Source organism: Reyranella sp. (genome assembly GCF_044224635.1).
Taxonomy (GTDB): Bacteria; Pseudomonadota; Alphaproteobacteria; order Reyranellales; family Reyranellaceae; genus Reyranella.
The window spans coordinates 88,885-110,277 of the sequence record NZ_JBGAKA010000007.1 but is presented as its reverse complement, the minus strand read 5'-3'; the positions used below and the strand labels follow the sequence as shown (position 1 = coordinate 110,277).

Annotated in this window: 19 protein-coding genes and 1 tRNA gene; 5 read left to right on the top strand and 15 right to left on the bottom strand. The window is 67.3% G+C overall.

From position 1 onward, the window contains the following. Positions 1-2: 2 nt before the first annotated feature. From ACILR9_RS09075 to ACILR9_RS09060, 4 genes are all read right to left on the bottom strand, one after another. Complete coding sequence (locus ACILR9_RS09075; RefSeq protein WP_395709586.1) at positions 3-1,067, bottom strand: Ppx/GppA phosphatase family protein; 1,065 nt, start codon at positions 1,065-1,067, stop codon at positions 3-5. Between the two features lie 211 nt (positions 1,068-1,278). Further along, positions 1,279-1,352 (bottom strand) — tRNA-Gln (locus tag ACILR9_RS09070). A gap of 177 nt (positions 1,353-1,529) precedes the next feature. Continuing rightward, entirely contained in the window at positions 1,530-1,679 is a 150-nt protein-coding gene (locus tag ACILR9_RS09065; protein WP_395709585.1) for a hypothetical protein, read from the bottom strand. Positions 1,680-1,745: 66 nt separating this feature from the next. Next, complete coding sequence (locus ACILR9_RS09060; protein WP_395709584.1) at positions 1,746-3,806, bottom strand: DUF4214 domain-containing protein; 2,061 nt, start codon at positions 3,804-3,806, stop codon at positions 1,746-1,748. 307 nt (positions 3,807-4,113) lie between these two features. Here ACILR9_RS09060 and ACILR9_RS09055 point away from each other — a divergent pair, with 307 nt between their 5' ends. After that, complete coding sequence (locus tag ACILR9_RS09055) at positions 4,114-4,338, top strand: hypothetical protein (protein WP_395709583.1); 225 nt, start codon at positions 4,114-4,116, stop codon at positions 4,336-4,338. Between the two features lie 35 nt (positions 4,339-4,373). Here ACILR9_RS09055 and ACILR9_RS09050 read toward each other — a convergent pair whose 3' ends face one another. Beyond that, positions 4,374-4,601: a hypothetical protein gene (locus tag ACILR9_RS09050; protein ID WP_395709582.1), complete on the bottom strand. Its 228-nt coding sequence runs from the start codon at positions 4,599-4,601 to the stop codon at positions 4,374-4,376. Between the two features lie 296 nt (positions 4,602-4,897). Between ACILR9_RS09050 and ACILR9_RS09045 the strand changes: the two genes are divergently transcribed. Both ACILR9_RS09045 and ACILR9_RS09040 read left to right on the top strand, forming a co-directional pair. Continuing rightward, positions 4,898-5,374, top strand: coding sequence for a hypothetical protein (locus tag ACILR9_RS09045; protein ID WP_395709581.1), 477 nt, complete (start codon positions 4,898-4,900; stop codon positions 5,372-5,374). 182 nt (positions 5,375-5,556) lie between these two features. Next, complete coding sequence (locus tag ACILR9_RS09040) at positions 5,557-6,834, top strand: solute carrier family 23 protein (protein WP_395709580.1); 1,278 nt, start codon at positions 5,557-5,559, stop codon at positions 6,832-6,834. A gap of 141 nt (positions 6,835-6,975) precedes the next feature. Here the strand turns inward: ACILR9_RS09040 and ACILR9_RS09035 are convergent, their stop codons facing one another. Next, positions 6,976-7,962 (bottom strand): tripartite tricarboxylate transporter substrate-binding protein, encoded by a 987-nt coding sequence (locus ACILR9_RS09035; protein ID WP_395709579.1) that lies wholly within the window; start codon positions 7,960-7,962, stop codon positions 6,976-6,978. Between the two features lie 343 nt (positions 7,963-8,305). Between ACILR9_RS09035 and ACILR9_RS09030 the strand changes: the two genes are divergently transcribed. Beyond that, positions 8,306-9,109 (top strand): DUF2189 domain-containing protein, encoded by an 804-nt coding sequence (locus tag ACILR9_RS09030; protein WP_395709687.1) that lies wholly within the window; start codon positions 8,306-8,308, stop codon positions 9,107-9,109. A 208-nt stretch (positions 9,110-9,317) separates the two neighbouring features. Here ACILR9_RS09030 and ACILR9_RS09025 read toward each other — a convergent pair whose 3' ends face one another. From ACILR9_RS09025 to dapA, 7 genes are all read right to left on the bottom strand, one after another. Next, positions 9,318-11,339, bottom strand: a complete 2,022-nt coding sequence (locus ACILR9_RS09025; protein ID WP_395709578.1) for an acetyl/propionyl/methylcrotonyl-CoA carboxylase subunit alpha — start codon at positions 11,337-11,339, stop codon at positions 9,318-9,320. Then, positions 11,339-12,121, bottom strand: a complete 783-nt coding sequence (locus tag ACILR9_RS09020; protein ID WP_395709577.1) for an enoyl-CoA hydratase-related protein — start codon at positions 12,119-12,121, stop codon at positions 11,339-11,341. Before ACILR9_RS09020 ends, ACILR9_RS09025 begins: the two co-directional genes overlap by 1 nt. A gap of 7 nt (positions 12,122-12,128) precedes the next feature. Next, positions 12,129-13,736 carry a carboxyl transferase domain-containing protein gene (locus tag ACILR9_RS09015; RefSeq protein WP_395709576.1) on the bottom strand — a complete coding sequence of 536 codons (1,608 nt, stop codon included), beginning with the start codon at positions 13,734-13,736 and terminating at the stop codon, positions 12,129-12,131. A gap of 193 nt (positions 13,737-13,929) precedes the next feature. Beyond that, entirely contained in the window at positions 13,930-15,018 is a 1,089-nt protein-coding gene (locus ACILR9_RS09010; protein ID WP_395709575.1) for a TRAP transporter substrate-binding protein, read from the bottom strand. A 112-nt stretch (positions 15,019-15,130) separates the two neighbouring features. Continuing rightward, on the bottom strand, positions 15,131-16,267 hold the full coding sequence (locus ACILR9_RS09005) for an acyl-CoA dehydrogenase family protein (protein ID WP_395709574.1): 1,137 nt from the start codon (positions 16,265-16,267) through the stop codon (positions 15,131-15,133). Positions 16,268-16,480: 213 nt separating this feature from the next. After that, positions 16,481-16,951 carry an SsrA-binding protein SmpB gene (smpB, locus tag ACILR9_RS09000; protein ID WP_395709573.1) on the bottom strand — a complete coding sequence of 157 codons (471 nt, stop codon included), beginning with the start codon at positions 16,949-16,951 and terminating at the stop codon, positions 16,481-16,483. 37 nt (positions 16,952-16,988) lie between these two features. Continuing rightward, positions 16,989-17,867 (bottom strand): 4-hydroxy-tetrahydrodipicolinate synthase, encoded by an 879-nt coding sequence (gene dapA / locus ACILR9_RS08995; RefSeq protein WP_395709572.1) that lies wholly within the window; start codon positions 17,865-17,867, stop codon positions 16,989-16,991. Positions 17,868-18,015: 148 nt separating this feature from the next. Between dapA and ACILR9_RS08990 the strand changes: the two genes are divergently transcribed. Further along, positions 18,016-20,067 (top strand): transglycosylase SLT domain-containing protein, encoded by a 2,052-nt coding sequence (locus ACILR9_RS08990; RefSeq protein WP_395709571.1) that lies wholly within the window; start codon positions 18,016-18,018, stop codon positions 20,065-20,067. A gap of 140 nt (positions 20,068-20,207) precedes the next feature. On the opposite strand, the gene ACILR9_RS08985 is transcribed toward ACILR9_RS08990, so the two are convergent. Together ACILR9_RS08985 and ACILR9_RS08980 are read right to left on the bottom strand one after the other, a co-directional pair. Beyond that, positions 20,208-20,930, bottom strand: a complete 723-nt coding sequence (locus tag ACILR9_RS08985) for a ribonuclease activity regulator RraA (RefSeq protein ID WP_395709570.1) — start codon at positions 20,928-20,930, stop codon at positions 20,208-20,210. Further along, on the bottom strand, positions 20,927-21,391 hold the full coding sequence (locus ACILR9_RS08980; protein WP_395709569.1) for an aromatic-ring-hydroxylating dioxygenase subunit beta: 465 nt from the start codon (positions 21,389-21,391) through the stop codon (positions 20,927-20,929). The genes ACILR9_RS08985 and ACILR9_RS08980 overlap by 4 nt, the downstream gene beginning before the upstream one ends. Between the last annotated feature and the right edge of the window lie 2 nt (positions 21,392-21,393).

Here is a 21,393-nt window from a genome sequence, read left to right as displayed (position 1 = left end):
CTTCAGTGCCCCGGGTGACGGAACGGGTCGGCCTCGCGATCGGCTCGGCGCATCAGCTCCATCAGCACGCCCTCGCGCAGGCCGCGGTCGGCGACGCGCACCATCGGCGCCGGCCACTGGCGGCATACCGCTTCGAGAATGGCGCCGCCAGCCAGGGCGAGGTCGGCCCGGTCGTTGCCGATGCACGGCACCTCGGTGAGCTCGGCGACCGACTTGACGGAGAGCTGGTCGCAGATACGCAGGATCGAATCGTGGCCGATGCACGAGCCGTCGACCAGCACGCGGTTGTAGCGCTTGAGGCCGAGATGATGGGCGCTAACCGTCGTCACCGTGCCCGAGGCACCGATCATCTGGACCTCGCCGCGGGCGATCGCGCCGCCGATCTGGTGCTTGCGGCAGAACGGCCGCAGGTCGGCACGGATGCGCTCCATCATGTCGTCGTAGCAGGCGCGCGTCGGCGGCTGCTCGCGCGGCAGGCCTTTTACGCACGACTCCGTGAGCGTCACGACGCCCCACGGCACCGAGGTCATGTCGAGGATCTCGGTGGCGACGCCGCCCAGCCGGTCGTCGCGGCGGGAGACGCGGACCCAGCTCACCTCGGTCGAGCCGCCGCCGATGTCGATCAGCAGGCCGAACGGGATCTCGGCGTCGAGCAGGTTCTCGCAGCTCGCCAGCGCCAGCCGCGCCTCCTCGGCGGGGTCGATGACCTCGAAGCAGAGGCCGGTGCGCTCCTTCACGACGGCGAGGAAATCCTCGCCGTTGCAGGCGCGGCGGCAGGCTTCGGTGGCGATGTGACGGGCCATGGTGACACGATTGCGCTCGATCTTGCCGGCGCAGACGGACAGCGCATGCAGCGTGCGCTCGATCGCATCGCCGCACAGCGCGCCGCTCAGCGCCACCCCTTCGCCCAGCCGGACCGGCCGGGAATAGGCATCGATGACCTGATAGCCGTCGACCGACGCCCGCGCCACCAGAAGCCGGCAGTTGTTGGTGCCGAGATCGATGGCGGCAAAAGTGTGCGCGAACCGACCGCTGTGCCAGCCTCCCTTGATGGGTTCCCCGGCCATTCGCTTACTCTTTTCCTTCGCCGAATGGTAACCGAGGTTACGATCCGCGGCGAGCCCTTCGCTGGACGACAATCCCACTTGCGACCTGTGCATGGATCAGCGGCAGCCAGTGCAAGAACCGGCGACAGCCGGGCCGCGAACCGGCAATGGCGAATTGGCGGGAACGCGGTCCACGGACGCCAGCCCAGGGGACAGCGCCGCCGGGGCAGGTTGGCTGGGGGACCAGGATTCGAACCTAGACTAACCGGGTCAGAGCCGGTTGTTCTACCGTTAAACTATCCCCCAAGCGGGCAGGCGGCAGCATTTAGCGGTGCCGCCGCGGCTTGGCAAGCGACCTCTCGCCATACCGCCCGTCGAGCCGAGCGGGACGCAGGGATGCAAGGACGCAGCCGGCGGACGTCGACAACGATGTCGACGAGCCGCTCAACTCGGGAAATGAGATGCTCATTCCCTGACGTTTCGTCACCCCTGCAGCCATTCCAAATGATCCCACACCAGGAATGCGCAGACTACGAGGCACGCCACGCCCAGCCCCACGGTGAGGACATTGCGCCGGCGGCGCACGATCAGCAGCACCCCCATGAAGCCCGTGAAGACGATGGCCGCGATCACCCTCTCACCTGTGCGCCAGTCGAGCGGACCCAGGATGAAAGCACGGTGCTGAGGCAACCGAGCAACCTATATCGCGTCGGCAGCGACCAGGCGGTCGGCCGTCGCGAGGCCGACCAGGATCGTCGACGCATCGCTGGTGACGGCGTCGACCAGCGCCCTCGCCTCGGCCAGGTCGTCGGCCGCCGTCCAGCTGGTGTTCAGCTCCCTCTGACCGTCGACGTAGTGGATCGACACGGCGACCTTCGACATCAGCGTCGTGATGTCCTTGCCTGTCGCCGTGTCCTGGGCGCCGCTCATGATGTCGACCAGCACCGAGCCGACGAACTTGCCGGACTGCAGGGCGGCCTTGATCTGCCCGGTCCAGTAGGCAAGCCCGCCCGTATCTGAGGCGCGGTTGAACAGGTTGTCGTAGACGCTGGTGAGAAAGGACGAGATCTGCGCGTCGGTCGCGCCGGACGGACTGGCAAGGAAGGGATAGAGCGCCTTAGCCTCGCTGCTGATGCCGAACGAGCTCGCGATGTTGGTGAACAGGGCAGCCGGACCCTGCGTCGCCTTGTTGGCGTTGAACTGGTTGACCCAGAAATCGAAGCCGCCATCGTCGGCGCCGCGTCCGAAGAAGGCGAGGTAGGTCGCCGCGATCTGCTCGCCCGCCGTCAGCCCGACGAGGTCGAGCGTCGTCGACGTGGGCCCGGCGTTGACAGGGACGACGTAGATCTTGACATGGGCGGTCGTGGACGTGCCGTCCGGCAGGAGGATGCCGTATTGGACGTCGTCGATGCCCTTGAAGTTGCCGGACGCGTAGTTGAACGTCCCGTCCGCTCCGGAGGCGACGAAGCGGCCGGAGGAGAAGCTGTCGATGTTGACCAACGATCCCGGCGGCGTTTCGTCGTTCGACAGCAGGCCGATCGGTTGGGTAGCCGGGACTTGACCGCCGGCCAGGACCACGTAGGCATCGTCGGTCGTGATCACGCCCCTGGTATTGATCAGCCGGAAGAACACTTCCTCGGTGCCCGTCCCGGACCACACCTGCACGATGTGCCCGTCGCCCAGGGTCGCCACATCCTGCGAGCCGATGAGCGACTGAGCGATCTGGTTGCCAGCGGTCGTCGCGTTGATCCTGAACTCGCTACCGAGCGCGTTACCGACCGCGTCGTAGCGCCGGCCGTACACGCCCCAGCCGCTGCCGTCCTGCCCCAGCGATGACCACGTCACCAGGTAGCCACCGTCGTTCAAGGCCGCGACGGAGGGATAAGTCTGGTCGCCGCTCGTCGTGTTGTTGGCCCTGAACGTTGACCCGACAAGGACATTTCCGCTGTAGACCTGCCCAAAAACTCCCGTATCGCTGCCGTCCTCGCCGTTTGACGACCACACGACAACGTAGTTGCCATCTTTCAGCGTCGCGACGGACGAATAGTCCTGATCGCCGGCAGTATTGGGGTTGGCGAAATCTACACCCGATGCAATCCCATTCGGTTCATACTCACTGACACCAATGTCCAACGCAGTAGTCGCGTTGGGCGTCGTAAACGTAACGGCGAAGCCGCCATCTGTCAGCGCTGCGATAGATGGGTAGAGTTGGTCACCGGGCCGGGAGTCAAAAACCGGAAATTCGCCGCCTACAGCAACACCCGTGGAGCCGTAACGCTGGCCGAAAATGTCGTAGCCTGCACCGGGCGATGCCCACATGATGACGAAGCCGCCATTGGTCAGTCCGACGGCAGAGGCGAAGATCTGATCGCCGGTCTGGTGCGAGGCATTGACCAGGAACTCAGGAGCGGTCGCCACACCCGAGGCGTTGTAGCGACGTGCATAGATATCGAAGGCCCCATTCTGGTCGCTCTGCCAGGTGACGAGGAAGCCGCCGTCGGCGAGTGCCGTCACCGAGGAGAGCGCCTGCGAGCCGGTGAAGGTGCTGTTTACCGTGAATTCCGCGCCCTGCCGGACGCCCGACGAATCGTAGCGCTGGCCGTAGATCTCGTTGCCGGCGACGCCGCTGGTGGTTGCCGATGTCCAGGTCACGACGAAGCCGCCGCCGGCCAGGGCAGCGACGGCCGGATAGGTCTGCGTGCCGTTGATCGTCGAATTGACCCTGACGTCCAAACCAATGGGAAACGCCGCGACGGTCATGCATGGCCTCCTGGAATCGAGCCTTGAAGAACGCGGCCGATCCGGCGGAGCAACAGCGACGAAGGACTATATGACCGGCGACTGCAGACAGGCAATCTCGACACCGACGAACTCATCGCGACTGCAGATCAGCGATCGCACGGCCGATGAGCTCACGGACGCCCCCTTCAGGGAGGGTCGATGGACCTCGACTGGAAACCACGCCCCAGATCGATCACGCCGCGCCGAGCTCCCATGGCGCACGGCAAGCAACCGTCGCGTCATCGTTACGTTGTCGCTGCACAACCGCACGAAGGAGACAAAGATCATGCTGCGCACGACGATGACCCTCGCTGTCCTTGCCGCGCTGGCGACGGCGACAGCGGCGTGTGGCGACCGGCCAGTCGACCGTGCGCTGACGGGTGGCGCGATCGGCGCCGGCGGCGGTGCGCTGGTCGGCGCGGCGGCCGGCAACCCGGTGGCGGGCGCGGTGGTGGGCGGCCTCGGCGGCGCCGCCATCGGTGCCGCGACGGCGCCCTCCAACCGCTGGTAGGACGCATTCGAGGTAGGGAGGCGAGCCGACGAGGCTCAAGATTGCTTCGTCGACCGGACGGGGACGGCGCGGACAACCGCGCCGTTCACCTCGATATCGACGGTCGGTGGGCGATGGTCGGGTCCCCACTTTCGGCCTTCGACGACATCCACCGGGCCCATGGGAAAATTGAGTCGCTTGACCACCGCGCCCGGCACATCCTTGCCGTCGACGTCGATGACGTACGGCCGGCCCTTGGCAAACTTCGCGAAATATTTCGCCATCTCGAACGCTCCGCTCCCTGCAGACGGGGACGGACTAGCCGAGCTACGCTGCCCTGCCAAACGAAAAACCGCCCGGACGGGCGGTCCCCCAACCCGCCCCGGGTGTGCTGAAGCGGGGGATGATGTTCCCGGGGCGGGGCCGGCGTTTGGGGGCGCGCCGGTGAGTATTCAAATGCGGTGGACCGGATAAGGTTCCGTGGGGATTGCGCGGGCCGGGATGCCCGCTACGCTCGACGCGATTTGTTGGTCGATTTCCTCCGGCCGATCTCCTCCAACCTCGGGGACGAGAGCGCGTCATGACCAAGTGGCACTACAGCAAGGGTCTGCACGATCTCGGCAACGGCTGCTTCGCCTGGCTGCAGCCCGACGGCGGCTGGGGCTGGAGCAATGCCGGGCTGGTCACCGACGGGCTCGAGAGCCTCTTGATCGATACCCTGTTCGATCTTTCCTTGACGGCCGAAATGCTGGCCGGCATGCGCGCCGCCAGCCGCCAAGGCGGCCGGCCGGCTGGTCAACACCCATTCCAACGGCGACCACCCGTTCGGCAACCAGTTGCTGGCCGGCGCCGAGATCATCGGCTCGCGCGCCTGTGCCGAGGAGATGAAGGAGCGGCCGGCCGAGGAACTCGCGGCCCTGCAGCGCAACTGGCAGCAGTTCGGGCCGGGCGGCGCCTTTCTGCACGAGGTGATGGGCAGCTCAAGGCCAAGGCGGCAGCACATGGGGCACGCGCACGGGCACACGCGCACGGGCATTCGTATGGCCACGCGCATTGAAGCTGCGGCAGCAGGGGGCCGCTCCGCCCTCAGGAACCTCAGCGCCGGGAGCGCGCCACTTTCGGGGCGCTCTTCCTCGTCGATCACACATCCGATGAGCGCCATGGGAGTGGCGCCGCCGCAGCGATGATCCCTCTGCCCCCGCAAACACTGGCACAGCGCTGCGGAAGAGCATGAGGGGTATGCTCGCCTGGACCGTAAGGCAGCCGGCCGATGGCGTTGTCGTCGCGCCGGACGAACGCCTGCCGTGGCCGCAGACGCTGCTGCTCGGCGTCCAGCACGTGCTGGCGATGTTCGGCGGCACGGTGCTGGGGCCCCTTCTGATGGGTTTCGATCCCAACGTCGCCATCCTGATGAGCGGCGTCGGCACCTTGATCTTCTTTGTCGCTGTCGGCGGCAAGGTGCCGAGCTATCTCAGTTCCTCCTTCTCCTTCATCGCTGCCGTCGCGGCCGCGACTGGCTATGTCGGCCACGGGCCCAATGCCTCGATCGACGTGGCGCTGGGCGGCATCATCGTGTGCGGCGCGGTCTATGCGCTGATCGGCTTCATCGTCATGGCAACCGGCACCGGCTGGGTCGAGCGCCTGATGCCACCGGTGGTGACCGGATCGATCGTGGCGACGATCGGGCTCAACCTCGCGCCGGTGCCGGTCAAGACCATGGCCTCGACGAGCTTCGACGCCTGGGTACAGGCCATGACGTTCCTGTCGATCGGCCTCATCGCCGTGTTCACGTCGGGAATGCTGCAGCGGCTCCTGATCCTGGTGGGCCTCATCGTCGCCAGCCTCGTCTATGCCGTGCTGACCAACGGTCTGGGCTGGGGGCCACCGATCGATGCCAACCTGATCGGCAACGCGGCCTGGTTCGGCGTGCCCCACCTCACGGCGCCCAGGTTCGAGGGGCGGGCGATCTTTCTCATCCTGCCGGTGGCGGCGATCCTGGTCGCCGAGAATCTCGGCCACCTGAAGGCGGTCGGCGCGATGACCGGACGCCGCATGGACGCCTTTATCGGCCGGGCCTTCGTCGGCGACGGCCTCGCCACCGTAGCGTCGGCCGCGGTCGGCGGCACCGGCGTCACCACCTACGCCGAGAATATCGGCGTCATGGCAGCCACACGGGTCTACTCGACCGTGCTGTTCGTGGTGGCGGCGCTATTCGCCATCCTGCTCGGCTTCTCGCCCAAGTTCGGCGCTCTGATCCACACCATCCCGCTGCCGGTGATGGGCGGTGTCAGCATCGTCATCTTCGGCCTGATCGCCATCGCCGGCGTGCGCATCTGGGTCGATAACCGCATCGATTTCACCGACAGCCGCAACATGATGGTCGCCGGCATCACCCTGATGCTCGGCGCCGGCGACTTCACGCTGTCGTTCGGCAGCAGCTTCTCGATGGCCGGCATCGGCACGGCCACCTTCGGCGCCCTGCTGCTATACGGGCTGCTGAACCTGCGGAGGCGATAGGCAGTCTCGCCCGACCCTATGCCGTCATCCTGAGGAGCCGCGTAGCGTGGCGTCTCGAAGGACGGGCAACAGAGGCTGTCGTTGGCGCCATCCTTCGGAGACGGCCGCTGCGCGGCTTCCTCAGGATGAGGTTGGTGTTTGTCACTCGATCGGCTTGAAGCCGGTCGACTTGATGAGCGGGCCCCAGTATTCGGTCTCTGCTTTGATCATCTTGGCGAGTTCGGCCGGCGTGGTCGGCGTCGGCACCATGCCGGACTTGGCGAAGATCTCGGCGACGTCCTTGGCGACCAGGGCCTTGCCGATCGCCTGCGCGGCGTGCTCGACGAGCGTCGGCGGAGTCGCGGGCGGCATGAACATGCCGAACCATTCGGTCACGACGATGTCCTTGACGCCCTGCTCGGCGAAGGTCGGCACCTTGGGATAGAACGGCGACGCGCTGGTCCCGCTGGTCGCCAGCACGCGCGCGCGATTGTCCTGGCTGAACGCCAGGAAGGCGCCGTCGGGTAGCAGCAGCGAGGCGATCTGGCCGGCCGCCATGTCGGCCAGCGCCGGCGCGCCGCCGCGGTACGGCACCGCCTGGATCGGCGCGTTGAGCGCCTTGGCCAGCAGGATGGTGAGAAAGTGCGGCAGCGAGCCCTCGCCCGGATTGCCGCAATTGGCCTTGCCCGGATTGGCCCGCGCCCAGTCGGCGAACTGCGCCAGGTTGGTGATGCTCTCCGGCACCATCGGCCCGACTGCGAAGCCGTGCACGAACGTGCTCGCCACGGTGACCGGCGTGATGTCGGCCGGGTTGTACGACAGCTGGCGATAGACGTGCGGGTAGACCGTCATCGTCGAAGCCGGCGTCACCAGCATGGTGCGGCCGTCGGGCGGCGAGCCCTTGAGCACGTCGATGGCGATGCGCCCCGCCGCACCGGGCCGGTTGTCGACGATCACGGCGCGCGCATAACCCGGCACCAGCTTGTCCGACAACTGACGCGCAACCACATCGGCCGTGCCGCCGGGCGGGAACCCGACCAGGATCTTCACGTTGTCTAAGGCGTCCTGCGCCTCGACGGCAGCGGTCGGCGCAAGCGTGGCTGCGCCAGCTCCGGCAAGGCGCAAGGCATGGCGCCGGGTAAATCTCATTATGTGTTTCCTTCCCAAAGTGTCCCTGCGCGGTCTCTCGCCGCTCGCCGCGATACTGCGCAACGCACGCCGTCATGGCAAATCCCGGTAGCCCAATCCAATGGCCCGTTCCGGGAAGGTGTCTCCTGGATTCCGACAACGAGACTTCCCCACCGCCGAGGCGTATACTGTCGGCGTGGTGGTTCGCAGCTCCTCGTGACCGGCGACCGCTTGGGGCGTCGTGGCACGTCGGGCCTGCGACCTTGGAACAACGGTTCGCAAGGAGGCAAGCATGGCCACGCATGACCACATCCGCAATCCCGTCGAATGGAGCTGGGACCAGCTGAAGCAGGCTGGTCACGCCATGGGCTCGGCGGCGCAATCGATGGAGGGCACCTGGGAGGCGCGCGATACCGCGCCGCCCGTCGTGCGCCGGATCGGCCTCGCCGACCTGCGCGACTCGCTGGTCCAGGGGGCGCGCGATTTCGAGGCGTGCCGGACCGACGTCATTTTCCTCTGCCTCATCTATCCGGTCGCCGGCCTGATCATGGCGCGGATCGCCTTCGACTACGGCCTGCTGCCGCTGATCTTCCCGCTGGTCTCCGGCTTCGCGCTGATCGCGCCGTTGTTCGGCGTCGGTCTCTACGAGATCAGCCGCCGCCGCGAGCGCGGCATCGAGACAGGCTGGACCGACGTATTCGGCGTGCTGCGCTCGCCGGCGCTGGGCTCGATCGCCGTGCTGGGCTCCCTGCTGCTCGCCCTGTTCGCGCTCTGGCTGTTTGCGGCGAACCTGCTCTACACGGTGACGCTCGGCCCCGACGCGCCGGTCTCAGCCCTGGCATTCGCCCGCGACGCCGTCACCACGCCGCAAGGCTGGACGATGATCGCCGTCGGCGTCGGCCTCGGCTTCCTGTTCGCGCTGGGGGTGCTGGTGATCAGCGTGGTGTCGTTCCCGCTGCTGCTCGACCGCGATATCGGCGTCGCCACCGCGATCCAGACGTCGGTCCGCGCCGTCGTGCAGAACCCGCTGCCGATGGCGGTATGGGGGCTGATCATCGCCGCCGGCCTGGTGATCGGCACAATCCCGCTGCTCGTCGGGCTCGCCATCGTGCTGCCGATCCTGGGCCACGCCACGTGGCACCTCTATCGCAAGGTGGTGACGCGCTGACCCTTCATCCGCCTCCCCAGCTGGGGAGGTGTCCGCGTCATCGCGGACGGAGGGGTCATGGGCAACACACGCGCACATTGAAATGAACAGACGCTTCGACTGAGGCTCTTGACCCCTCCGCCCCCTTCGGGGCACCTCCCCGCGCTTCGCGCAGGGAGGGGAGAAAATGTGTAGTGCGACAGAGCTCTGCTGGGGAGGAGGATGATCGTCAGCCCTCGTCCTCGAACTCGACCAGCTCGGCGCCCTCGGCGACCTGCTCGCCGACAGCGTAGCGCAGGGCCTTGACCTTGCCGTCCATCGGCGCGGCGAGCGTGTGCTCCATCTTCATCGCCTCGAGTACGAGGAGGGGCTGGCCCTTGCTCACGCTGTCGCCGACCTTGACGCGCAGGTCGATGATCTTGCCGGGCAGGGGCGCGCGCACGGCGGCCTCGCCCGAGGCAGCGGCCTCGTACTGCGTCACGTCGAGCGGATCGACGAGGCGCAGCCGCCGGCTGGCGCCGTCGGCAAACACCGTATAGTCGACGCCGTCGCTGGTCTGGCGGCGCACCACGGAGGCGGTGAACGTGTCGTCGCCCAGGCGGATGGCGAGACGGTCTTCCTCCAGCCGCCGCACCTCGGCGTCGAGCGCCCCATGCGGCAGCTCGAGCCGCACGCCGCCGGCCCGCTGGCGCCGGGCGATCACCGCAGCCTCGCGCTCGCCGTCCTTCCAGCGCACCTCGTCGTGGCCTTCGTCGAGCAGCCGAAAGGCGTTCTGCCGGGTCCACGGCGACCACGGATCGCCGGACGCCCGCGCGGCGACAGCTGTGGCCTCCTGCCATTCGACCAGGCGCGCCAGGGTCGCGACGGCAAGCGCGCGGTCGTCGGCGGGCTGGAGCTTCGCGAACAGCGAGTCGCGATGGCGCTCGATAAAACCCGTGTCGACCTCGCCGCCGACGAAAGCCGGATGCGCGCACAGCGCCTTGAGGAGCGCCGCGTTGGTGGTCACCCCGACCACCTCGGTCTCGCCCATCAGGGCCGCCATGCGGCGCAACGCCGAGGCACGGTCGCGATCGTGCACGATCACCTTGGCGATCATCGGATCGTAGAACGGCGTGACCGTATCGCCCTGGCGCACGCCGGTGTCGACGCGCACGTGCGGCCCCTCCTCCGGCAGCCGGAGATGGACCAGGGTGCCGGTCGACGGCAGGAAGTTGCGCGCCGGATCCTCGGCGTAGAGGCGGACCTCGACGGCATGGCCGTCGATCCGGAGCTGGCCCTGGGTGAGCGGCATTGCGCCGCCCGCCGCAACGATCAGCTGCCATTCGACCAGGTCCTGGCCGGTGATGGCCTCGGTGACCGGATGCTCGACCTGCAGCCGGGTGTTCATCTCCATGAAGTAGAAGGTGCCGTCCTGGTTGGCGATGAACTCGACGGTGCCGGCGCCCTGGTAGCCGATCGCCTTGGCTGCCGCGACGGCCGCCTCGCCCATCGCCTTGCGGCGCGCCGGGTCCATGGCCGGCGCCGGCGCCTCCTCGATCACCTTCTGATGGCGCCGCTGGATCGAGCAGTCGCGCTCGAACAGGTAGACGCAGTTGCCGTGGCTGTCGGCGAAGACCTGGATCTCGATATGGCGCGGTCGCGTCAGGTATTTCTCGACCAGCACGTGGTCGTCGGCGAACGACGCCTTGGCCTCGCGCTTGGCGCCCGCCAGCGCATCGGCGAACTTCGCCGGGTTCTCGACCACGCGCATGCCCTTGCCGCCGCCGCCGGCCGACGCCTTGATCAGCACCGGATAGCCGATCCGATCCGCCTCGCGCGCCAGAAGGTCGGCCGACTGGTCGTCGCCGTGATAGCCCGGCACCAGCGGCACCCGGGCCTTCTCCATGATCTTCTTGGCCTCGCTCTTGGAGCCCATGGCATGGATCGCTGCGGGCGGCGGGCCGATGAACACGATGCCCGCCTTGCCGCAGGCCTCGGCGAAGCCGGGATTCTCCGACAGGAAGCCGTATCCCGGATGGATCGCCTCGGCGCCGGTGCGGCGGGCAGCCTCGATCAGGCGGTCGCCCACCAGGTAGCTGTCGCGCGCCGGCGACGGGCCGATATGGACCGCCTCGTCCGCCATCGCGACGTGGCGCGCGCTGCGGTCGGCATCGGAATAGACGGCCACCGTCTTGATGCCCAGGCGCCGCGCCGTCTTGATGACCCGGCAGGCGATCTCGCCGCGATTGGCGATCAGAATCTTGGAGAACATCAGACCGCCCACCTCGGCTTGCGCTTGTCCAGGAACGCCTTCATGCCTTCGATCGCCTCGTCCGTCGTGCATTGAACTGCGACGTGCTCGCCCAGGAAACCGGCCGCCTCCGCATCGTGCGGCACGGCATCGACGGCGGTGATCAGGCTTTTCACCAGGGTCTGCACTGAGGGCGCGCTGAGCTTGAGCTCGCCGGCCAGCGTGGCAATGGCATGGTCGAGCTCGTCTGCCGCGACGACCTGGTCGACGAGGCCCAGCCGCAGCGCCGTCGCCGAGTCGAACAGGCCGCCATGCATCAGCAGCTGGCGCGCCACCCGCGGGCCGACCGCCTGGATCAGCACCGGGATCGCGATCCCCGCCAGCAGGCCGTTGCGCGCCGACGTCAGCCCGAAACGAGCAGAGGACGCGGCGATGGCGAAGTCGCAGGCCAGCATCAGGCCGACGCCGCCGCCCACCGCCACGCCGTGCACACGCGCGATCGACGGCTTGGGGAAATCGTAGACCGCCTGCACGGCGCCCATCATCAAATCGGCGCCGACCCGGCGGGTGATCGCGTCGAGCCCGGGCCAGGTCAGCACCCAGTTGAAGTCGCCGCCGGCCGAGAAGGATCTGCCTTCCGCGGCCAGCACCATGACGCGCACGCCGTCATCGGCAGCGAAGGCTTCGACTGCCTCGATGATCGACCGCGCGGTATCGCCGTCGAAGGCGTTCATCTCCTTCGGCCGGTTCAGGGTCAGGGTCGCAATACCCGCCGCGACCGCCGTCTTCACGAGAGCTGTCATCGTCCGATCACATCCGGAAGACGCCGAACTTGGTCGCGCCGATCGGCTGGTTCATCGCCGCCGATAGGCCCAACGCCAACGCCATGCGCGTGTCGACCGGATCGAGGATGCCGTCATCCCAGATGCGCGCCGTGGCGTAGTACGGATGCCCCTCGCGATCATAGGCCTCGCGGATCGGCTGCTTGAACGCCTCCTCGTCCTCCTTCGACCAGGTGCCGCCGCGCCCCTCGATGTTGTCGCGGCGCACCGTGGCGAGCACGCTCGCCGCCTGCTCGCCGCCCATCACCGAGATGCGCGCACTCGGCCACATCCACAGGAAGCGCGGGCCATAGGCGCGGCCGCACATGCCGTAGTTGCCGGCGCCGTAGCTGCCGCCGACGATCACGGTGAATTTGGGCACGTTCACCGTCGACACCGCGGTCACCATCTTGGCACCGTCGCGGGCGATGCCGCCGGCCTCGTACTTGCGCCCGACCATGAAGCCCGTGATATTCTGCAGGAACAGCAGAGGAATGCCGCGCTGGCCGCACAGCTCGATGAAGTGCGCAGCCTTGAGCGCCGATTCGTTGAACAGGATGCCGTTGTTGGCAACCACGCCGACCGGATAGCCCCAGATGCGGGCGAAGCCGGTGACGATCGTCGTGCCGTAGAGATGCTTGAACTCGTCGAGCTCGCTGCCGTCGACCAGGCGAGCGATCACCTCGCGCATGTCGAAGGGGATGCGATTGTCGGAGGGCACCACGCCGTAGAGCTCCTCGGCGGCGTATTTCGGCTCGCGCGGCTTGAGCAGCGACGCCGAGGGCTGCTTTTTCCAGTTCAAGTTGGCGACGATGCGTCGTGCCATGCCGAGCGCGTGGCTGTCGTTCTGGGCGTAGTGATCGGCGACGCCGGAGGTACGGGCATGGACGTCGGCGCCGCCCAGATCCTCGGCGCTGACGATCTCGCCGATCGCGGCTTTCACCAGCGGCGGCCCGGCGAGGAAGATGGTGCCCTGCTTGCGCACGATGATGGTCTCGTCGCTCATCGCCGGCACATAGGCGCCGCCTGCCGTGCATGACCCCATCACGACGGCGATCTGTGGGATGCCCTGCGCCGACATATTGGCCTGGTTGTAGAAGATGCGGCCGAAATGGGTCTTGTCGGGGAACACTTCCGGCCATTGCGGCAGGTTGGCACCACCGGAATCGACGAGGTAGATGCAGGGCAGCCGGTTCTCCATCGCCACGTCCTGGGCTCGGAGATGCTTCTTGACCGTCATCGGATAGTAGGTGCCGCCCTTCACCGTGGCGTCGTTGCACACGATCACGCATTCGACGCCGCTCACCCGGCCGACCCCGGTGATCACGCCCGAGCCGGGGGCCTCGTTGTCGTACATGTCGAGGGCCGCCAGCGGCGACAGCTCGAGGAACGGCGATCCCGGATCGAGCAGCGCCCGTACCCGCTCCCGCGGCAGCAGCTTGCCACGCGCAACATGCCGCTTGCGCGATTCTTCACCGCCCCCCAGCCGAACTTCAGAAGTGCGGCGGCGCAAATCCTCGACCAGGCCACGCATGGTCTCGGCGTTGCGCTTGAAGGTGTCGGAACGGGTATCGACAGCTGAGGAAAGGATGGTCATGCCGGGCCAAACTGCCCGGCCGCGCGGGGACGTGCAAGGTACTCTTCTCCCCCTCCCCACGAAGTGGGGAGGTGTCGGCGTCTTACGGCGACAGAGGGGTCATGGGCACCACCGCTGACGCTCTTGACCCCTCCGTCCGCGATTACGCGGACACCTCCCCAGCTTCGCTAAGCGAAGCTGGGGAGGAGGGAATTCACGGCAGCCGCGAGAGTGTCCGCCAGCCGACGTTCTGGCTGATGAAGCCGCGCTGGTTGGCGAGGGCCGCGGCGAAGTCCGCATCGCGGTCGGCCTGCTCCTTCAGCACGATGTCGGACTTGGCACGGAACGCCTTCATCAACTCGGGCGACCATTGCCGAATGACGACCCCCGATTCGCGCAGCTTGTCGATCGCCAGCGCCTGCATGTGCGGCGAGCGGCTGAGCATCCAGGCGATGTTGGCGCGGCAGGCAGTCTCGATCTGCACGCGCAAGGTGGCCGGCATCGCCTCCCACTTGTCCTTGCGCATCAGGAAATCGAGCAGCGCCGACGGCTGCTGCCAGCCGGGCATGTAATAGGGCAAGCCGAGCTTGTCGAAGCCGAGCGCGGCATCGATCGCCGGCGTCGACATCTCGCCGCCGTCCACCGTTCCCTGCTGCAGCTTGTAGAAGAACTCGCCGGGCGGCAGGGGCACCACGGTCGCGCCGAGCCGGGTCATCACCTCGCCGGAGAAGCGCCCATAGCGCAGCCGCAGACCCTTGAGATCGGCCACGGCGTTGACATCGCCGCGGAACCAGCCGCCGCCCTTGGCGCCCTGGATGCCGCAGGGAATGCCGGCGACGCCGAGCTTGTCGTAGGCGTCGCGATGGATGCGGCTGCCATCCCCCTCGAGCATCCACGACGTCATGTCCTCCGGCCCGGGACCGAACGGAACGGTCCCGAACACGCCGAACACGGGCGCCTTGCTGGCGGCATAGCCCGACCAGGTAAACGCCGCCTCGAGGTCGCCATTGATGATGGCATCGAGCATGTCGGCGGTCGGGGCAATTCGCCCGGGCTCGACGATCTTGATCGCGAGCCCCCCGCCCGACATCTGCTTCACGGTCCGGGCGAAAACCCGTACGGCCTCGCCGGACCCCGGCAGGGCCGGATTGAAGGCGGTCTGCATGGGCAGCAGTCGCTTGGCAATCGGGGCGGCATCGACGTTCTTCTCAAGGGGCTTGTCCTTGTCCCCCGCCACGGCAACCTGCATCGTCAGCAGAATCGCTGCGGCAACGCCGACAACGGCACAGAATTTACGGCGCACGACCGACCATCCGTCGCCCGGCTCCCCCAAGCCCCAAAGCCGCTTGTGCGGCCCTATTCAGTCCGGGTGAGTTTTGCACGGCCCCGGCGCGGGAACAAGGGAAAGGCGGACGCTACAATGTTGCCAATCCCCGGCCGATCAGGATGCGCTGAACGTCGCTGGTTCCCTCGTAGATCTGGCAAACCCGAGCATCACGCCAGATCTTCTCCACCAGGTAGTCCGACACGTAGCCGTAGCCGCCGTGGACCTGAATTGCAGCCGAGCACACCTCCTCGGCCATCTCCGACGCATATAGCTTGGCCATTGCGGCCTCCGTGAGGCAGGGACGGCCGGCATCGCGCAAAGTTGCCGCATGCAGCACCATCTGGCGGGCCACGGCGATCCGGGTGGCCATGTCGGCCAGCCGGAATTGCACGGCCTGATGGTTGACGATCTTGGTCCCGAACGCCTCGCGGTCGTTGGCATAGGTCCGCGCAGCCTCGAAGGCGGCCCGTGCCATACCTACAGCCTGGGCGGCGATTCCGATCCGGCCGGCCTCCAGATTCGCTAGCGCGATGCGATAGCCCTCCCCCTCACTGCCCAGCAGGGCATCGGCCCCGACTTCACACCCCTCGAAGGCGATCTGGCAGGTGTCGGACGATTTCTGACCGAGCTTCTTCTCGACCGAGGCGACGCGATATCCCGGCGTCCGGGTCGGCACGATGAAGCAGGAGATGCCGCGCTTCGGGACGGCAGGATCGCTGACGGCGAACACCAGGGCGACGTCGGCCGTCCGGCCTGACGTGATGAATTGCTTGACGCCGTTCAACACCCAGCCATTGCCGCGGCGTTCCGCCCGGGTCTTGAGGTTGGAGGCATCCGACCCGGCATGCGGCTCGGTGAGGCAGAAGGCGCCCAGCATCTCACCCCTGGCCAGGGGCTTCAGCCACCGCTCCTTTTGCTCGGGCGAGCCGTAGGCCAGCAACGCGGCGCAGTCCGGCGAATTGTTGACGCTCATCACCGTCGACAGGCCGCCGTCGGCAGCGGCGATCTCCTCGAGCGCCAGCACGTACGACACCATGTCGGCGCCGGCGCCGCCCCACTCGACGGGCACGCACATGCCGAGAAAACCCAGCTGGCCCATCTCGGTCAGCAGCGCACGCGGGATCTCGCCGGCCGCCTCCCAGTCACGGACATGCGGCGCCACCTTGTCCTGCGCGAAGGCGCGCGCGGTGTCGCGGATCAGGGTCTGTTCTTCACTGAGCAGCATGGGCGGGAGGTCTGGTTGAAGTCATCGTTTCGAGATCATGTTCTTCCGGACCGTGGATCATCCTCCTCCCCAGCGCTGCTGGGGAGGTGTCGCCGTCTTACGGCGACGGAGGGGTCATGAGCACCACCATTGACGCTCATGACCCCTCCGTCCGCGAAGACGCGGACACCTCCCCAGCGAAGCTGGGGAGGAGGATGACGCAAACGAGCAACACTACCGCCGGCTCAGCAGCCGCGCGCGCTGGCGCTGCCAGTCGCGATCCTTGATCGCCTGGCGCTTGTCGTGCGCCTGCTTGCCGGTGACCAGGGCGATCTCGATCTTGGCGCGGCCGCGCGGATTGAAATAGACCTGCAGCGGCACGACGGTGCGGCCTTCGCGCTGGATGGCGCCGATCAGCTTGTTGATCTGCTGCCTGTGCAGCAGCAGCTTGCGCGGCCGCCGCGGCTCGTGATTGAAGCGGTTGCCGGCGGCATATTCGGGAATGTGCGCGTTGACCAGCCACGCCTCGCCGCCCTGCTCCGTGATGTAGGATTCGGCAATCGTCGAGCGCCCGCCGCGCAGCGACTTGACCTCGGTGCCGGTCAGCGCCAACCCGGCCTCGAAGGTCTCGTCGATGAAGTAGTTGTGCCGCGCCTTGCGGTTCTGGGCCACCACGTTGCGGCCCAGGTCCGGTCCCTTCGCCAAGAATACGCCCCTGTTGAATTCGCGTGCTTGAACCGGCCTAGTTGAGCAGCCCGGCATGCACCATGGCGTCGCGCACCTGCTTCTTGGTGGCGTCGGTGCATTGCACCAACGGCAGACGCAGCTCGGCGCTCGCCTGGCCCAGCAGCTCGGCGCCGTACTTGACCGGCGCCGGGCTGGTTTCGATGAACAGCGCCTTGTGCAGCGGCATCAGGCGGTCCTGGATCTCGAACACCTTGTCGAGATCGCGCTTCTTCCACGCATCGTGCATGTCGCCGCACAGGCGCGGCGCGACATTGGCGGTCACCGAGATGCAGCCGTCGCCGCCCTGGGCCAGGAAACCGACCGCGCTCGCGTCCTCGCCGGAGAGCTGCAGGAAGCCCTTCTTGGCCCGAAGCCTGGTGAGGGTCGGGCGCGCCATATCGTAGCTCGCGTCCTTGATGCCGATGATGTTGCGGACCTGCGAGAGGCGCACGACCGTATCGACCTGCATGTCGCCGCCGGTGCGCGGCGGCACGTTGTAGAGCAGGATCGGAATGTCGACCGCCTCGGCCACTGCCTTGAAGTGCTGGAACAGGCCTTCCTGGGTCGGTTTGTTGTAGTACGGCACGACCAGCATGGCGGCATCGGCGCCAGCCTTCTTGGCATGCCGGGTGAGCTCGATCGCTTCCTCGGTCGAGTTCGAGCCGGTACCGGCAATGACCGGCACACCGGTGCCCTTGGCGGTCGCAATGCAGATGTCGATCACCCGCTTGTGCTCCTCGGTGCTCAGCGTGGGCGATTCACCGGTCGTGCCACACGGCACGAGGCCATCGGTGCCCTCCTTGATCTGCCAAGCGACGAACTTCTCGAAGCCTTTTTCGTCCACGGCACCCTTGCTGAACGGGGTGATGAGCGCGACGAGCGACCCGGTGAACATGGCTTCCCCTCCGAATTCTTGTAGAAAGAGTCACTTTAGGCCTCGCTCCCCGAGCCTGCAAGACAGCTTCCCCCAAGGCTTGCCATTGTGATGCCGTATCTCTCTGACTACGATTCCTAGTGTGAGAATATTTCGACACCCCCTCATCTTGGCAGCTGCCGTCCTGGCCGCCGCGCCAACGCTCGCCCAGCAGGGTGCGCCGGATGCCGGCGTGCGCCGCGGACCAGGCGACAAGCCGGCACAAACCAGCCCGGCCCCAACCGACACCGGCGCTCCGGTCGCGACCCCCGGACCCGGCACCGCGGCGCCGGCAATCGGCCCCTACAAACCGTTGACCGACGCGGAGGCGGCCTCCTTCGCAGCCGCCCTCAAGGCGATCGACCAGGGTCGCTACGGCGATGCCCGGGCGATGGTGGCCAATTTCGGCAATTCGCTGCTGGCGCGCTACGTCGACTGGAGCATCCTGCGCGCCGCGCCCAGGACCGAGGCCACCTTCCCGGCGACTTGGCGCTTCCTGCGCGAGAACCCCAACTGGCCGGAGCCCGAGGTGCTGCGCCGCCAGGCCGAGGACAGAATCGGCCCCGAGCACTCGCCGGGCGAGGTCGTGCGGTACTTCACGGCCTTCCCCCCGCTCACCAGCAGCGGCCATATGCGCCGGCTCGAAGCGGCGCAGAAGGCGAGCCCGGGCGATGTGCCGCGTTTCGCCAGCGACAGCTGGCAGACGGCGACCTTCCGCAGCGCCGACGAAAACGAGTTCCTCAATCGCTACAGCCAGTTCCTCAAGGGACCCGACTACGTCGCCCGGTTCGATCGCATCCTGCGCAGCGGCCGCGACCAGGTGGCGCGCGATCTGGTGCCCAAGCTGCCGCCCGACTATCAGCCGGTGGCCGAAGCGCGGCTCGCCATGGCAACGAAGGCGGCCGACGCGTCCAGGCGCGTCCTGGCCTTGCCTGCAGCGCGCTTCAACGATCCGGCGGTCGCCCTGGAGCGCCTGCAATGGCTGCGCCGGACCGGCAATCCCGATGCGGCCAAGCCGCTGCTGATGGCGCCAACCGTTCCTCAAACGGACGCGTGGTGGAACGAGCGCAACCAGGTCGCGCGCGAGCTGCTGGCGACAGGCCGCGCCGGCGACGCCTACGCGCTCACGGTGCCGCACGGCTTCACGAAGGGCGTCGCCTTCGCCGAGGCCGAGTTCCTGGCCGGCTGGATCGCCTTGCGTCATCTCAAGCGCCCGGCCGATGCGCTGAAGCATTTCCAGACTCTGTACGACGGCGTCAGCACCGACCGCTCACGCAGCCGCGGCGCCTATTGGCTGGGCCGCGCGCACGAGGCAGCAAATCGCAGCAAGGAAGCCAACGACTGGTACGGCCGCGCCGCTTCCTTCGGCCAGACCTTCTACGGCCAGTTGGCGGCGCGCAAGCTGCCGGCCGGTTCGGCCCGGCTGCCGAGCGATCCGGTGGCAACGCCGGCCGAGGACCAGGCGTTCGCCGGCCGCGAGCTCGTCGTGGTGGCCCGCCATCTCGGACAGGCCGGCGACCACGATCGGGCGCGCCCCTTCCTGCTGCGCCTCGCACGCATGATCACGGCGCCGGGCGAGACCGCGCTGCTGTCGCAACTCGCGCTCGCGCTCAAGCGACCCGACGTTGCGCTGACCATCGCGGCGCGCGGCAACGAGAACGGCGTGGTGCTGTTCGATGCCGCGTTCCCGGTGGTCGATCTCGGCCAGACCGGCTCGATCGAGCGGGCACTGGCGCTGGCGCTGACGAAGCAGGAAAGTGCCTTCAACGCGGCCGCCGTCTCGTCGTCGGGTGCGCTCGGGCTGATGCAGCTTCTGCCCAGCACGGCGCGCGATGTCGCCGGCAAGTTGAAGATTCCGTTCATCCAGGAAAACCTCACGCGCGATCCGGCGTACAACGTGCAGCTCGGCACTCAGTACCTCGCCGACATGCTGAAGCGCTTCGGCGGCTCCTACGAGCTCGCGCTGGCTTCCTACAATGCCGGCCCTAATCGCGTCGCGCGTTGGCTGGAAACGATGGGCGACCCGCGCAACGGCAAGATCGACATGGTCGACTGGATCGAATCGATCCCGTTCCGCGAGACTCGCAACTACGTTCAGTACATCATGGAAGCCGTGGTGGTGTATCGCGATCGGCTGAACGGCTCGGTGCGGACCGTCCCGCCGGCTACAGGTCGCTCCTGAGCTCCTGTAGCAAAGACGTGCCGCAGTTGTGACGACAACTCCGTCATCCCGAGCGCAGCGAGGGATCTTTGTTGCAGCATCAAAGATCCCTCGCTGCGCTCGGGATGACAGCGATTTTGTATACGCACTGCAACTTGGGACTACGTTACCCCGCCGCGTCCCTTCTTCCACGCGTCGAAGTCGGCGCGCGAAGCGTCCGTCGGCGGATAGAGGCCGATCACGCTGCGGCCGCGAGCGACCTCTTCGGAGGCGAAGGTCTCGTATTCGGTCTGCTCCCAGGCCTGCTGGGCGATCTGGTTGGCGAGGCGGGCGGGGATGATGACGATGCCGTCGGCATCGCCCACGACGACGTCGCCGGGATAGACCGCGATGTCGGCGCAGCCGATCGGCACCTGCGCTTCGGCCGCCTGCAGGTAGCCGAAGCTCGGCGGCGGCACGGCTTGGCGTTGATAGGCTGGGAAGTCGAGCGCGACGATGTCGGGCGTGTCGCGGAACCCGCCGTCGGTCACGATGCCGGCGCAGCCGCGTGCCTTCAGGCGGCCGATCAGCAGATCGCCGCACGAACAGCCGCGCAGTTCGTTCCGCGTGTCCATCACCAGCACATGGCCGGCCGGGCATTCCTCGAAGGCACGCTGGTGCAGGTTGGCGGGCGTGCCGTAGCTCGCGGCGTCGCTGGTATCCTCGCGCATCGGCACAAAGCGCAGCGTGTAGGCTTCGCCCACCATGCGGGGCTGCGTCCTGGCCAGCGGTGCGATGCCAACCGGGCAGACGCGCGTGATGCCAGCGCGATAGAGGCAGGTCGTCAGAGTCGATACCGAAACCAGGCGCAGGCGCTCGCGGTTCTTGGCCGTCAGGACGCTCATAGCGGGATCGCGATCAGCGTATCGACCTGAGAAGAATCGAGCACCACGGTGCGCGAGCGGAACAGGCAGCCGCCGTTGGCGGCAACGATCTCGTCGACGTAGCGGCCGGCGGCGAACAAGGTCATACGGCCGTCGAGCATGGTGCGCACGCAGGCGAAGCTCGTCTCCTGCTTCAGCATCCCGCCCTCGCGCGCGATCGTGCGCGAATCCGACAGGATGTGGCGATAGTAGTGCGGCTCGAAGATATTGGCCTTCTCGATCGCTTCCACCCGGTCGTAGAGCATCGCCTGATTGTCACACAGCATGATCGAGAGCGGCATCCCTGCCTCCTCGTTCTGCCGCGTGGTGATGCGGTAGAGGCAGGGATCGGTGAAGAACCTCGGCCAGTCGCCGAGCGCTCCGTCGTCGATCGTGTAGGCGTAGTCGACCAGCAGACGACGCGCCTCGCTTTCGCTCACCATGC

Coding starts and splice junctions, on each gene's coding strand:
- dapA (WP_395709572.1), bottom strand. CDS start 17,867: ATGTTCACCGGGTCGCTCGTCGCGCTCATCACCCCGTTCAGCAAGGGT.
- ACILR9_RS09035 (WP_395709579.1), bottom strand. CDS start 7,962: ATGAGATTTACCCGGCGCCATGCCTTGCGCCTTGCCGGAGCTGGCGCA.
- ACILR9_RS09075 (WP_395709586.1), bottom strand. CDS start 1,067: ATGGCCGGGGAACCCATCAAGGGAGGCTGGCACAGCGGTCGGTTCGCG.
- ACILR9_RS08980 (WP_395709569.1), bottom strand. CDS start 21,391: ATGGTGAGCGAAAGCGAGGCGCGTCGTCTGCTGGTCGACTACGCCTAC.
- ACILR9_RS09045 (WP_395709581.1), top strand. CDS start 4,898: ATGACCAAGTGGCACTACAGCAAGGGTCTGCACGATCTCGGCAACGGC.
- ACILR9_RS09050 (WP_395709582.1), bottom strand. CDS start 4,601: ATGGCGAAATATTTCGCGAAGTTTGCCAAGGGCCGGCCGTACGTCATC.
- ACILR9_RS09060 (WP_395709584.1), bottom strand. CDS start 3,806: ATGACCGTCGCGGCGTTTCCCATTGGTTTGGACGTCAGGGTCAATTCG.
- ACILR9_RS09015 (WP_395709576.1), bottom strand. CDS start 13,736: ATGACCATCCTTTCCTCAGCTGTCGATACCCGTTCCGACACCTTCAAG.
- ACILR9_RS09030 (WP_395709687.1), top strand. CDS start 8,306: ATGGGCTCGGCGGCGCAATCGATGGAGGGCACCTGGGAGGCGCGCGAT.
- ACILR9_RS09020 (WP_395709577.1), bottom strand. CDS start 12,121: ATGACAGCTCTCGTGAAGACGGCGGTCGCGGCGGGTATTGCGACCCTG.
- ACILR9_RS09005 (WP_395709574.1), bottom strand. CDS start 16,267: ATGCTGCTCAGTGAAGAACAGACCCTGATCCGCGACACCGCGCGCGCC.
- ACILR9_RS08985 (WP_395709570.1), bottom strand. CDS start 20,930: ATGAGCGTCCTGACGGCCAAGAACCGCGAGCGCCTGCGCCTGGTTTCG.
- ACILR9_RS09040 (WP_395709580.1), top strand. CDS start 5,557: ATGCTCGCCTGGACCGTAAGGCAGCCGGCCGATGGCGTTGTCGTCGCG.
- ACILR9_RS09055 (WP_395709583.1), top strand. CDS start 4,114: ATGCTGCGCACGACGATGACCCTCGCTGTCCTTGCCGCGCTGGCGACG.
- ACILR9_RS09025 (WP_395709578.1), bottom strand. CDS start 11,339: ATGTTCTCCAAGATTCTGATCGCCAATCGCGGCGAGATCGCCTGCCGG.